The 12528-nt window shown below is 67.2% G+C and carries 13 protein-coding genes and 1 pseudogene; 8 read left to right on the top strand and 6 right to left on the bottom strand.

Annotation, left to right across the window (positions count from 1 at the left end; translation table 11 throughout):
* Nucleotides 1–10: 10 nt before the first annotated feature.
* Nucleotides 11–925 (bottom strand): DUF6807 family protein, encoded by a 915-nt coding sequence (locus tag AC1RNC_RS03625; RefSeq protein ID WP_492883792.1) that lies wholly within the window; start codon nt 923–925, stop codon nt 11–13.
* A gap of 136 nt (nt 926–1061) precedes the next feature.
* Between AC1RNC_RS03625 and AC1RNC_RS03630 the strand changes: the two genes are divergently transcribed.
* Nucleotides 1062–1304 (top strand): DUF2171 domain-containing protein, encoded by a 243-nt coding sequence (locus tag AC1RNC_RS03630; RefSeq protein WP_492841155.1) that lies wholly within the window; start codon nt 1062–1064, stop codon nt 1302–1304.
* Between the two features lie 105 nt (nt 1305–1409).
* The gene (locus tag AC1RNC_RS03635; RefSeq protein WP_492883795.1) at nt 1410–2045 is read left to right on the top strand and encodes a glutathione S-transferase family protein; all 636 of its coding nucleotides are present in this window, start codon (nt 1410–1412) and stop codon (nt 2043–2045) included.
* A 60-nt stretch (nt 2046–2105) separates the two neighbouring features.
* On the opposite strand, the gene AC1RNC_RS03640 is transcribed toward AC1RNC_RS03635, so the two are convergent.
* Both AC1RNC_RS03640 and AC1RNC_RS03645 read right to left on the bottom strand, forming a co-directional pair.
* Complete coding sequence (locus tag AC1RNC_RS03640) at nt 2106–3308, bottom strand: pyridoxal phosphate-dependent aminotransferase (RefSeq protein ID WP_492883796.1); 1203 nt, start codon at nt 3306–3308, stop codon at nt 2106–2108.
* 132 nt (nt 3309–3440) lie between these two features.
* On the bottom strand, nt 3441–4109 hold the full coding sequence (locus tag AC1RNC_RS03645) for an AAA family ATPase (protein ID WP_492883798.1): 669 nt from the start codon (nt 4107–4109) through the stop codon (nt 3441–3443).
* Between the two features lie 226 nt (nt 4110–4335).
* On the opposite strand from AC1RNC_RS03645, the gene AC1RNC_RS03650 reads away from it, so the two are divergent.
* Complete coding sequence (locus AC1RNC_RS03650) at nt 4336–5055, top strand: TVP38/TMEM64 family protein (RefSeq protein ID WP_492841149.1); 720 nt, start codon at nt 4336–4338, stop codon at nt 5053–5055.
* On the opposite strand, the gene AC1RNC_RS03655 is transcribed toward AC1RNC_RS03650, so the two are convergent.
* Nucleotides 5018–5698: a TetR/AcrR family transcriptional regulator gene (locus AC1RNC_RS03655; RefSeq protein WP_492883800.1), complete on the bottom strand. Its 681-nt coding sequence runs from the start codon at nt 5696–5698 to the stop codon at nt 5018–5020. The two genes, AC1RNC_RS03650 and AC1RNC_RS03655, sit on opposite strands and share 38 nt — an antisense overlap.
* Before the next feature lie 49 nt (nt 5699–5747).
* On the opposite strand from AC1RNC_RS03655, the gene AC1RNC_RS03660 reads away from it, so the two are divergent.
* The 3 genes from AC1RNC_RS03660 to AC1RNC_RS03670 all read left to right on the top strand — a co-directional run bounded on the left by AC1RNC_RS03660 (nt 5748) and on the right by AC1RNC_RS03670 (nt 9539).
* Entirely contained in the window at nt 5748–7718 is a 1971-nt protein-coding gene (locus tag AC1RNC_RS03660) for an alkyl/aryl-sulfatase (RefSeq protein ID WP_492883802.1), read from the top strand.
* Nucleotides 7719–7813: 95 nt separating this feature from the next.
* Nucleotides 7814–7870 carry a hypothetical protein gene (locus AC1RNC_RS03665; protein WP_199170726.1) on the top strand — a complete coding sequence of 19 codons (57 nt, stop codon included), beginning with the start codon at nt 7814–7816 and terminating at the stop codon, nt 7868–7870.
* A gap of 82 nt (nt 7871–7952) precedes the next feature.
* Complete coding sequence (locus tag AC1RNC_RS03670; RefSeq protein ID WP_492883804.1) at nt 7953–9539, top strand: 2-isopropylmalate synthase; 1587 nt, start codon at nt 7953–7955, stop codon at nt 9537–9539.
* Between the two features lie 6 nt (nt 9540–9545).
* Here AC1RNC_RS03670 and AC1RNC_RS03675 read toward each other — a convergent pair.
* A pseudogene (locus tag AC1RNC_RS03675) lies at nt 9546–9646 on the bottom strand (hypothetical protein); the annotation flags it as partial.
* Complete coding sequence (locus tag AC1RNC_RS03680; RefSeq protein WP_492883806.1) at nt 9643–10131, bottom strand: hypothetical protein; 489 nt, start codon at nt 10129–10131, stop codon at nt 9643–9645. The pseudogene AC1RNC_RS03675 and the gene AC1RNC_RS03680, both read right to left, overlap by 4 nt.
* Nucleotides 10132–10257: 126 nt before the next feature.
* On the opposite strand from AC1RNC_RS03680, the gene AC1RNC_RS03685 reads away from it, so the two are divergent.
* Both AC1RNC_RS03685 and AC1RNC_RS03690 read left to right on the top strand, forming a co-directional pair.
* On the top strand, nt 10258–11136 hold the full coding sequence (locus AC1RNC_RS03685; RefSeq protein WP_492883808.1) for a DMT family transporter: 879 nt from the start codon (nt 10258–10260) through the stop codon (nt 11134–11136).
* Nucleotides 11137–11476: 340 nt separating this feature from the next.
* A complete protein-coding gene (locus tag AC1RNC_RS03690) occupies nt 11477–12520 on the top strand; it encodes a rod shape-determining protein (RefSeq protein WP_004623009.1) in 1044 nt (347 codons plus the stop codon).
* Nucleotides 12521–12528: the final 8 nt, after the last annotated feature.

The following is a 12528-nucleotide window of genomic DNA, read 5'->3' on the forward strand; positions in this document are numbered from 1 at the left end:
TCTTGCGGGCTTACGGGGACTTCTTCTTGGGGATGGGACGAATGACCAAGGTTTCCTGCAGATGCAACGCCTCATCCTTCTTGAGGACCAGCGGCGCGCGGCCGGGGAAGACGCAGTTCTGCATCGAGCGGTCGCTATACAGCATCCAGCGCGTGACCGCCTGACCATTGGCCTTGCAGGCCAGGCCCACCGCCCAGGCGGGCGCGGCGTCCCCGGTCCAGGCGAAGCCCATGTTGCCGCCGGCGGTGATCGCCGCGCCGTTCGGGGTGATCGTCTTGCCCCCAGAGGCGAAGGTCAGGTGCTCGGGATCGACCAGCCGGATCGAGAAGCCGCCGAAGCCTCGGTCGTCCTCGCTGCCGCCCAGGCCCAGGGCGTCGACGCGCGAGATGATCGTGGTGTCGAATTCCACCCGTCGCGAGCCGCTCTTCAGGGGACGCACGGTGACCTTGGTGGTCTCACGGGCTACATAGGCCAGCTCCGGTCCGGAATTGACCATCCAGTCGACCTCGACCGTCAGGGTCCCGCCGCCCTCGGCGTCGCCCAGGAACGTCTTGGAGCGGACGAAATAGCTGAGGCCCTTCATGTACCAGCCGTCGGCGACGGTCTTGCCGTCGGTCTGGACCTTCATCCAGGCCCACCAGATACCGCGCTGGTGCGGGTGGTCGCCGGGCCTGTCCTCGGTCAAGGCCGTTCCGTCCGGCGCGTAGAGCACGCCGACATAGTTCGAGCGGCCCGGCTCGGCGGCGGGATCGAGCGGCTTGGTTCGGTAGACCAGCACGGTCTTGCCCGCCTCGGTCAGGGTCACCGCATCGTCGGCGAAAATGGCGTCGACCCGCTTGCCGATCGAGGGATCCGCCCAAGCGGAAGAGAAGCCTGGGCCGGCGACCAGGAACAGGGCGCAGGCGAGAAGGGCGCGGAGGCTCATACGTCGTCCCTCGAATTCTTCAGAACGTATCAAGAACAATCCATGCGTGCATGGCAAGCTGAAACTTAACCACGGGCGTGGCCGTTTGATGTCGCGAGGGACCCGTGACGGTCTCGCTCAATCTTGGAGACGACACATGATCGACCTCTCGCAAATCAAGGAGCACCAGGAAGTCGTGGGCTCGGACGGCGGCCATGTCGGTCGCGTCGATCACATCGTCGGCGGGGAGATCGAGCTGGCCAAGCTGGATCTGGGCGCCGGCTTCAAGCACCACATGATCCCGCTGGACTGGGTTGAATATATCAATGACGACAAGCTCCACCTGAGCGTGACCAAGGACGACGCCAAGTCCAAGTGGCGCGAAAAGCCCAAGGACTAGACACTCGGTGAACTCCAAGGCCTTCGCCTGAAAAGGGCGGAGGTCTTTTGCTTGACCGGACCCCGGAAGCATCCGCCTATCCGCCGCATCAGCGGAGAGGGTTCGATGTACACGTTCTATGGTTCACCCAGCACGGCCGGCACGGCCATCCACTGGCTGCTGCTGGAGTTGGGCGTTCCGTTCGAGGCCAAGCTGCTCGATTTCGACAAGGCCGAGCACAAGACGCCCGAATATCTGGCGCTCAATCCTGACGGCGTCGTGCCGACCCTGATCGTCGATGGCGCGCCGATCACCCAGATGGCCGGCATCGCGACCCTGCTGGCCGAGCGTCACCCGGAGGCTGGCTTCGCCCCGCCGCCAGGATCTGCCGCTCGGGCCGAGTATCTGAGCTGGACCCTGTGGCTGGCCAACAGCTTCCAGCCGCACTTCCGGGCCTGGTTTTATCCGCATGAGCCCGCCAGTGGCGAGGCGCAGGCGGCCGTCCAGGCGGCCGCCCGTGAACGGATCGAGGCGGGTCTGGCGCGGCTGGACGCCCGCCTGGCCGACCGCGACTATCTGGTCGGCGGCCACTTCACGACCGTGGATCTGCTGGCGACGATCCTGTGCCGCTGGACGCGCAACATGCCCAAGCCGGCGACTGAATGGCCGAACCTGAAGCGCTATCTCGACACGATCCGCCAGCGGCCGGCGCTGCGGGAAGTTCACGCCCGCGAAGGCCTGACCGACTGGATCAATGGCTAAAAAGAAGAAGGGGACCGGCGCGAACCGGTCCCCTCCATCGTTTCAACGCCGTAGCGCTGTTTACTTCACGCTGGCGCAGAAACGCTGGATGCGCGCGCAGGCGTCTTCCAGGATCTCGTTGCTGGTCGCGTAGCTGATGCGGAAGAACGGCGACAGGCCGAAGGCCGCGCCGTGCACGACCGCCACGCCCTCGGCTTCCAGCAACTCGCCGGCGAAGTCCTCGTCGGTCGCGATGACCTTGCCCGACGGCGCGGTCTTGCCGATCAGGCCGGCGCACGACGGATAGACGTAGAAGGCGCCTTCCGGGGTCGGGCACTGCAGGCCAGTGGCCTGGTTCAGCATCGACACCACCAGGTCGCGGCGCTCCTGGAACAGCTTGGCGTTCGGCTTGATGAAGTCCTGCGTGCCGTTCAGCGCCTCGAGCGCGGCCCACTGCGAGATCGAGCAGGGGTTAGAGGTCGTCTGGCTGATCATCTTGCCCATGGCCTTGATCAGCGCTTCGGGACCCGCGGCGTAGCCGATGCGCCAGCCGGTCATCGAATAGCCCTTCGAGACGCCGTTCATCGTCAGGGTGCGATCATAGAGCCGGGGCTCGACCTGGGCGATGGTGGTGAACTCGAAATCGTCGAACACCAGGTGCTCGTACATGTCGTCGGTCAGCACCCAGACCTGCGGGTGGCGCAGCAGGACGTCCGCGATCGCCTGCAGCTCGGCGCGGGCATAGGCGCCGCCCGAGGGGTTCGACGGGCTGTTGATGATCAGCCACTTGGTCTTCGGGGTGATCGCCGCTTCCAGGGCTTGCGGCGTGAGCTTGAAGCCGCTCTCGGCGGTGGTCTCGACCGACACGGGCGTCCCGCCGGCCAGGAGAACCATGTCGGGATAGGACACCCAATAAGGCGCGGGGATGATGACTTCGTCGCCGGGGTTCAGGGTGGCGACCAGGGCGTTGTAGATCACCGGCTTGCCGCCCGGGGCGACGTGGACCTGGCTCGGCTTGTAGTCCAGACCGTTCTCGCGCTTGAACTTCGCGCAGATGGCGGCCTTCAGCTCGGGCATGCCGTCAGGGTCGGTGTACTTGGTCTTGCCGGCCTTGATCGCCTCGATCGCGGCGTTCTTGATGTTGTCCGGTGTGTCGAAGTCGGGTTCGCCTGCGGAAAGGGCGATCACGTCACGACCGGCGGCTTTCAGCGCGCGCGCCTTGGCGCTGATGGCGATGGTGGCCGACGGTGCGATGCGCCGCAGGGCGGCGGACTCGAGCGACATGATGAGGACTCCCCTGTGCTTACTGGTCCGCCAAACGGGACCGTTTCAGGATTGCGGGGGTCTTTACGCGCCCGTTCGCCGCGGCGCAACGCGGTTAGGCGACATTCTCATGAAGGCTGGTTAGAGCGCACGTCAGGCCTGGTTCGCGGCGAGGGTCTTGACGTGGTCGCCCAGCAACAGGGGGGCGATCAGATCCCACAACCGGTTGATCTCCTCGGCGGCGGCCGAGCCGGGCTCCCATTCGCAGACCGAGCGGCCGTGGGCGACCGACTGCTGAAAGACGGCGCGGGCGCGCAGGCCGACCGGGGCCAGCGGCATACCGGTGAAGCGCAGGGCCTCGGCGGCCTTGATCACGGCCGGCGGCTCCACGCCGTTGCGGCGCGAGGGGGCCTGGCTGAGAACGATGACGCCCTTCTTGCCCAGGCGACGGACCGACTCGGCCGAGCGCGCCACCGAGGCGATATCCAGGAAGGTCGGGCGGCAGACCAGCACGCACAGGTCGGCGCTGTTGATCGCCTGCAACACGTCGGCTTCCGGGGAGGCGGGGGTGTCGATGACCAGGGCGTCGAAGTCGCCGTGCTGCGCCTGGGTCTGGGTCGAGAACAGCTTGCCGGCATTGATCTCGGCCAGCAGCGGGCCGTCGCCGGTGCGGGCGCGCAGGGAGTCCGACGCCGACCGCTGCGGGTCGATGTCGGCCAGCATGATCTTCAGTCCCGCCAGATGGGCGGTAATGGCCAGGTTCACCGCCAAGGTCGTCTTGCCGGCGCCGCCCTTGCGCGAGATCACAGCCAGGGTCTTCACGATAAAACTCCTTACAGGGCCAAGGTTTTCCGTCCTTGCGGCCTGTGGATAAGTAACGCTGTCATGTGAAGCCCGTGCAACCGAAATGTCGTAACGGGCGAATCATGTGTCCCCGGATTGCGTTTCGCGGCGCCCGCCGGAAAAGCGCCTCTTTCTCCAGCAGGTGTCCGCTGTCGTTTGCCGCGGCGCCGCTTGACCCTGGCCGGCGCCTGGGCGAGGAGGGGCCGTGATCCGCCGCATCATCGACTTCTTGACCAATATGGACGCCCGCGCCTGGCGCACGGTGGCGGTCTCGTTCGTGCTGTTCGGCGGAGTCGGCGTCGTTTTCCTGTTCGGCGCGCAGATGCTAGGCGTCAATGGCGAGACGGCGGTCGAGCACTGGCTGGGCGCGGCCAGCGGTCCGTGGGCCCTGCCGATGGCCGTGGCGGCTTTCGCGGTTATGGCCTTCCTGGGCGTGCCGCAGTTCGTGCTGATCGCCGCGGCGGTGGTCGCCTTCGGGCCCTGGACCGGTTTCGCCTATAGCTGGATCGGCACTCTGGTCTCGTCCCTGGTCGGCTTCTGGCTGGGCCGGGCCTACGGCGCGCGGATCCTGCGCGACTTCGCGGGCGAGGGCGTCAACAAGTTCATGCGGATGATCGGCAAGAACGGCTTCACGGCCAGCCTGATCGTGCGCCTGGTGCCCTCGGCGCCGTTCATCATCGTCAACATGGCCGCGGGCGTGACGCCGATGAAGCTACGCGACTTCGCCGCCGGCACCGCTATCGGCATCGTGCCGAAGATCGCCCTGACCGCCTTCGCCGGCAATTCGATCGTTCAGGCCATGAGGGGCGGCGGCAAGCAACATATCGTCATGATCGCCCTGGCCGTCGTCATCTGGCTGGCCATGGGCCTGGTCAGCCGCGCCTGGCTCAAGAAGCGTGAAGCGGCGGAAGAGGCGGAGTCGTAAGCCCCGCCGCCGCGTAGGTCGCTTCGCGCCAGGCGCGGACAATCTCGCCGAACCAGCGCGTGCGGGTGGTGTCGTCCATGCCGTCGGTCTCTTCGACCCCGGCCGCCCAGGCCTCGACCACGAACGGCATGAAGGTGCGGGCCGCGTGTCTGCAGGTCGCGCGCTGGGCGTCCGAGGCGTCTTCCGGCGGCGCGACGAACGGTTCGATCAGCTTGGTCAGCAGGATTTCCAGGGCCTCTCGCCAGACAGCCGCCTCGGGCGCGCCTCGGGCGTCTCGGAGCAGCAGGAGCGCCAGCTTCGGATTGGCGCGCGACATCTCGACCAGGCGCGCGATGCTGGAACCGTAGCCGCCCCAGGGGCGGCCGGCGTCGGCCTTGATCCGGACCAGCATCTCACCGAACAGCGCGTCGATCAGGCTCTGGCGCGAGGGATAGAGCCGATAGATCAGGATCTTGGCCACGCCCATGCGGTCGGCGACGTCCTGCATGGTGGCGATCTGCAGGCCCTTTTCGGAGAACACCTCGACGGCGGCCTCCAGCACCGCGAGACCGCGCGCGGCCTTGTCGACCCGGGGCTTGGGCTGACCTGGGCGACCTCTGGGGACAGGGGCCTTGGTCGGGGGGACTTTCGCGACTCCGCTCATGGATGCTATGTAGAATGAAACTATAAAGTTTCAAAACGTGGAGGGCGGGATGCGTAGGGAGATTCTGGCGGCCGGTGTCGCGGTTCTGGCGATGGTCGCGGGCGCGGCCTGGGCGGGGGATCCAGCCAGCCCGATCACGGTCGACAGGCAGAAGGCCTTCGCCGCGACCTTGCCGATGGCCGACAAGCAGGACTTTGAGTTCGCCGACCAGGGCTTCCTGGGCACGCGAACCGATCCCCTGGTCAAGCGCGCCGACGGCCAGGTCGCCTGGAACCTGGCCGCCTATGATTTCCTGAAGGGCGAGCCGCCGGCCACCGTGAACCCCAGCCTGTGGCGACAGGCGCAACTGCTGTCCAAGCACGGGCTCTTCAAGGTCAGCGACCGCGTCTACCAGGTGCGCGGCTTCGACATCTCCAACATCACCTTCGTGCGCGGCGACAGCGGCTGGATCGTCATCGACCCGCTGACCATGAAGGAAACGGCCCAGGCCGCCCTGGAACTGGTCAACGACAAGCTGGGCGTCCTGCCGGTCAAGGCGGTGATCTACACCCACAGCCACAGCGACCACTTCGGCGGCGTGCGCGGGGTCGTGGACGAGGCCGACGTCAAGGCCGGCAAGGTGGCGATCGTCGCCCCCGAGGGCTTCATGAAGGAGGTCGCCGCCGAGAACATCCTGGCCGGCAACGCCATGGGCCGTCGGGCCCAGTACCAGTTCGGCATCATGCTGCCGCCTGGCGTCGAGGGGCAGATCACTTCGGGCATCGGCCAGACCATCGCCAAGGGCTCGATCACGCTGATCCCGCCGACCATCAGCATCGACCATACGGGCCAGGAATTGACGCTCGACGGCGTGAAGATCCGCTTCCAGTACACGCCCGGCACCGAGGCGCCGGCCGAGATGAACCTCTATTTCCCGGACCTGCGCATCCTGGACATGGCCGAGAACGCCAATGTCACCATGCACAATATCCTCACGCCGCGCGGCGCGCTGGTCCGCGACAGCAAGGCCTGGGCCGACGACCTGACCGAGTCCATCCGCCTGTTCGGCGATGTCTCCGACACCATGATCACCAGCCACGGCTGGCCGCGCTTCGGCGGGACGGTGGTCAGGGATTTCCTGGCCGATCACCGCGACGCCTACAAATATCTGCACGACCAGACGGTGCGGATGATGAACCTGGGCCTGACCGGGGACGAGATCGCCGCCAGGATCCAGCTGCCGCCGGCCCTGGCCAAGGACTGGTTCAATCGCGGCTACTACGGCTCGATGAGCTTCAACAGCCGCGCGGTCTATCAGCGCTACATGGGCTGGTACGACGCCAACCCGGCCCACCTGGAGCCCGCGCCGCCGGCCGACGCGGGCAAGCGCTATGTCGCCGCCATGGGCGGGGCGGCCAAGGTCAAGGCGATGGCCAAGGAGGCGGCGGGGAAGGGCGACTACGCCTGGGCCGCCACCTTGCTGAACCACGCGGTGATGGCCGACGATGGCGACAAGGAGGCCAAGACCCTGCTGGCCTCGGCCTACGACCAGATGGGCTACCAGACCGAGAACAGCCTGTGGCGTAACATCTACCTCACGGGCGCCGACGAGCTGCGGGGCGGGGTGCGCAAGCTGCCGCCCTCGATGGCCCCGCTGGACATGCTGGCGGCGTTGGACAGCGCGATGATCTTCGACGTGCTGTCGGTGCGCCTGAACCCCGACAAGGCCAAGGACGCGCACCTGCGGATCATCTTTGTGTTCCCCGATCGGAACGAGCGGTTCCTGGTCGAGGTGCGCAACGGCGTGCTGGTCGCTCAGCCGTCTCCCAAAAGCGAAAATGGGGAGGGCGAGAAGGCCGACGCCACTCTGACCGTGGCGCGGCCCGTGTTCCTGGAGTCGCTGTTCACCGGCAAGTCGCTGGTTCCGAAGATCCTCACCGGGCAGGTCAAGCTTGAGGGCGATCGCGCGGCGATGGGGCGGATGACGGGATGGTTTGACGCGTTCCCGACCGACTTCCCGATCGTTACGCGCCCAAATTAATCTAGACCTGGAATAAACTTGCGCCAGCTGCGACGGATCGCGCGGCTGGCGCAAATTGCTTGCTCGATTCCAGGGCGATGTGTAGAAAGTCCGCCATGAACGTCGCGCGCGCACTGCTTTCGCTTCGGCTTATCAGCCCCTGGGCGCTCTAGGGGCCGCGCTTCGTCGCGGCCGGGCGCACAGGGGATAGTTCCCGCAGCCCGCACGCAGACACCCCATTCGACGAGTATTCCCATGACTTCCCCCATCTCGGGCGTATCGCCCGCCGCTTTCGACAAGCGCGACAACGTCGTCATTTTCGACACCACCATGCGCGACGGCGAGCAGTCGCCTGGCGCCTCGATGTCGCTGGAAGAAAAGCTGGAGCTGGCCAAGATCCTCGAGGAGATGGGGGTCGACATCATCGAGGCCGGCTTCCCGATCGCCTCGAACGGCGACTTCGAGGCCGTCCGCGAGGTGGCCAAGATCGTCAAGAACTCGACCATCGCCGGCCTGTGCCGCGCCCACCAGGTCGACATCGATCGCTGCGCCGAGGCCCTGAAGCCGACCCAGCGCGGCCGGATCCACGTGGTTATCGCCACGTCCGACCTGCACATGAAGCACAAGCTGCAGATGGAGCCGGACGCCGTCATCGACGTGATCGCCCGCTCGGTGGCCCACGCCCGCAACCTGCGCGACGACGTCGAGTGGTCGGCCGAGGACGCCACCCGCAGCGACCGCGAGTTCCTGCGCCGCGCCACCGAGACCGCCATCAAGGCCGGCGCCACGACGATCAACCTGCCCGACACCGTCGGCTATACCTATCCGTCCGAATATGCCGACCTGTTCAGCTGGATGGTCAATAATGTCGAGGGCGCCGACAAGGTGATCTTCTCGACCCACTGCCACAACGACCTGGGCCTGGCCGTGGCCAACAGTCTGGCCGGCGTGCAGGGCGGGGCCCGGCAGGTCGAGTGCGCCGTGAACGGCCTGGGCGAGCGCGCCGGCAACGCCGCGCTGGAAGAGATCGTCATGGCCCTGAAGGTGCGCGGCGATCGTCTGCCCTACCAGACCGGCATCGACACCACCCACATCACCCGCGCCAGCCGCTACGTCTCGGCCATCACCGGCTTCCCGGTGCAGTACAACAAGGCCATCGTCGGCAAGAACGCCTTCGCGCACGAGAGCGGCATCCACCAGGACGGCATGCTCAAGAACCGCGAGACCTACGAGATCATGACGCCGGAGTCGGTGGGCCAGGCCCCGTCGAGCCTGGTCATGGGCAAGCACTCGGGCAGCCACGCCTTCCGCGCCAAGCTGAAGGACCTGGGCTACGAACTGGGCGAGAACGCGCTGAAGGAGGCCTTCGGCCGCTTCAAGGACCTGGCCGACCGCAAGAAGCACGTCTACGACGACGACATCATCGCCCTGGTCGACGACGCCCTGGCCCGCGGCTCGGAGAAGATCCGCGTCTCGCACCTGCGCGTGGTGGCCGGCACCGACGGCCAGTCGGCCGAGCTGACCCTGGACGTCGATGGCGTCTCGAGCACGGCCGAGGCCACCGGCGACGGCCCGGTCGACGCGGTGTTCAACGCGATCCACAAGATCGTGCCGCACAGCGCCGCCCTGCGCCTGTTCCAGGTGCACGCGGTGACCGAAGGCACGGACGCCCAGGCCCAGGTCTCGGTGCGTCTTGAGGAGGATGGCCGCATCGCCACCGGCGCGGCCGCCGACACCGACACCCTGACCGCCTCGGCCAAGGCGTACGTCAACGCCCTGAACAACCTCTTCGCCCGCAAGGAGAAGAGTCGGCCCGAAGCGGCGATCGCCAGCGGCTTCTAGGGACCGAAAACCTCGCCCTTCGACAAGCTCAGGGTGAGGTTTTCGACTGAGCCGCAATAGTCCTCACCCTGAGCTTGTCGAAGGGCGAGGACGGCTCCTCTGACTATGCCGCCTGCCGCTTGCTGAACGGCCGCGTCGCCAGGATCTCGGCCCCCAGGTGCGCCTGGGGCTGAACCTCCAGGCCCAGTTCTCGCAGACTGTCGGCGAGCGCCCTGCGGGGCGCCTCGTCCAGCAGCGCGCCCGCGTCCACGACCAGCGTCCCGCCGGGACGCAGCATGGCGTAGGTCGCGGCGATGACGGCGCGGGCGTCGTGCAGCGTCGGGCAGTCCAGGACCAGCAGCACGTCGCTGCGCTCGTCGGCCGCTCCGCAGGTGGCCCGGCGAGCCGCTTCGACGCGCTGATAGCCGCGACGCCACAGCTGGCACATGGCTTCGCCCGCGCCCGGACCGGCGACGGCCACGAAGCACAGCGGCGTGGCCTCGGCGAGGTCCAGCATGCGGTCCAGGGCGGGATTGATCCCCTCGGTGGGCACGCCCAGCAGGAACTGGGCGGCCTGCCTAAGAGGCGTTTTCCTGGGCGGGTGGGGCGACATGTTCGGTAAGCCTTCTTCAGCGAGCGCCGCGCGACGGCGACGAGCCCGCCTATCTTGCGCCAGAGGCGCATAAGGGCTCGATGCGAAACACAACCCGCCCGCCTAAGGGCGTCGTAAAGGTCGAAGATGATCTGGATTCCCATCACCGTGGGCGCGGCCGCCCTGCAGGTGGCGCGCAACGCCGCCCAGCGCTCGGTCATGGGCGGGGCGGGGCCCTGGGGGGCGACTCTGGTGCGGTTCCTGTTCGGCCTGCCGTTCGCCACCGTCTTCGCGGCCGTCGCCTGGCTGGCGACGCCTGGCGGCAACGCCCACCCGACACCAGCCTTCTGGCTGGCTTGCGCCGCCGGCGCCGGCCTGCAGATCGCGGCGACGGCGGCGTTGCTGACGGCCATGCATCGCTCGACCTTCGCCCTGGGCACGACCATGCAGCAGAGCGGCCTGCCGTTCGCCCTGATCTGGGGCGCGCTGTTCTTCGGCGATCACGTCGGTCCGATGACCTGGGCCGGCGGGCTGATCGCTAGCGTGGGTCTGGCCGCCCTGACCTGGCCGCGCGGCGAGGTGGTGATGCGCAAAGGCGCGGCGCTGGCCGGTCTGGGCTCGGGCGCGATCTTCGCCCTGAGCGCCAACTGCTTCCGGCAGGCCAGCCTGGCCTTCGATCCGGCCCACGCCGCGGCCTCGGCCCTGGTGACGGTGATGGTGGTCCAGGCCATCCAGACCGTGGGCCTGACCAGCTATCTGGCCTGGCGAAACCCGGACTCCCTGAGGGCCGTGATCGCCGCCTGGCGGCAGTCGCTGGGCGCGGGCTTCTGCGGCGCGGCGGCCTCGGGCCTGTGGTTCACGGCCATGGCCCTGTCGCCCGTGGGGCCGGTGAGGGCGGTCGGGGTGGTCGAAATGCCCATCGCGGCCATCGCCGGACGTCGTCTGTTCAAGGAGCGTCTGACCCTCTTCCAGATGGCCGCCGGCGGCATAACGGCGGTCGGGGTCGTCATGGCCGCGCTCGGCTAGATTTCGCCATGTTCGGGTGCTTGGTCGGCTTGACCGCAAAAGCCTTCGAGAACCCCGCTAATAGACCTTGAATTCAACGCTTTCGCAGGGCACACGGGCGGACGTCGGCGTGCTTTTGGCCGTTCGGACGACGGCGCGGCCAGGGGGCGGCGCTCCCGCCGAACATCGAGGCATGTCGACCGGATCGAAATCCGCCAAATGCGGGAATCATGTTGTCCTCGCATTGAATTGAAGTAGGAGCCTTTTTTCTCAGCCGACCCCGTCTTCAGGACGGATCAGGCCCCTTCTTCACCGATCTGCCGTCCGTAACGCCCCTCCTACCCCTCAGTCAGGGCTTTCAATGTTCTCTTCCCTCTTCGGCGTGATCTCGAACGACATCGCCATCGACCTCGGCACGGCCAACACCCTCATCTACATGAAGGGTAAGGGGATCGTTCTGAATGAACCGTCGGTGGTGGCTCTACGCAACGTGGGTGGTCGCAAGATCGTCCACGCCGTGGGCATCGAGGCCAAGCAGATGTTGGGCCGCACCCCGGGCCACATGGAAGCCATCCGTCCGATGCGCGACGGCGTCATCGCCGACTTCGAAGTCGCCGAGGAGATGATCAAGTACTTCATCCGCAAGGTTCACAACCGCAAGGGCTTCGTGAACCCGAAGGTGATCGTGTGCGTGCCGTCGGGCGCCACCGCCGTCGAACGCCGCGCCATCAACGACAGCTGCCTGAACGCCTCCGCGCGTCGCGTCGGCCTGATTGACGAGCCGATGGCCGCCGCGATCGGCGCCGGCCTGCCGATCCACGAGCCGACCGGCTCAATGGTGGTCGACATCGGCGGCGGCACCACCGAGGTGGCCGTGCTGTCGCTGTCGGGCATCGTCTATTCGCGCAGCGTCCGCGTCGGCGGCGACAAGATGGACGAGGCGATCATCAGCTACATGCGTCGCCACCATAACCTGCTGATCGGCGAGACGACCGCCGAGCGCATCAAGAAGGAAATCGGCACCGCCCGCGCGCCGGCCGACGGCGAGGGGCTGTCGATCGACGTCAAGGGCCGCGACCTGATGCAGGGCGTGCCGCGCGAAGTCCGCATCAGCGAAAAGCAGGCCGCCGACGCCCTGGCCGAACCGGTCGGACAGATCGTCGAGGCCGTGAAGGTGGCCCTGGAAGCCACCCCGCCGGAACTGGCCTCGGACATCGCCGACAAGGGCATCATGCTGACCGGCGGCGGCGCGCTGCTGCGCGGCCTTGACGCCGAGATCCGCGACCACACCGGCCTGCCGGTGACGGTGGCCGACGATCCGCTGTCGTGCGTGGCCCTGGGCTGCGGCAAGGTTCTCGAGCATCCGAAGTGGATGAAGGGCGTCCTGGAATCCACGCTGGCCTAAAGCTGGTA

The organism is Caulobacter sp. GW822-FHT01G02, assembly GCF_058802865.1.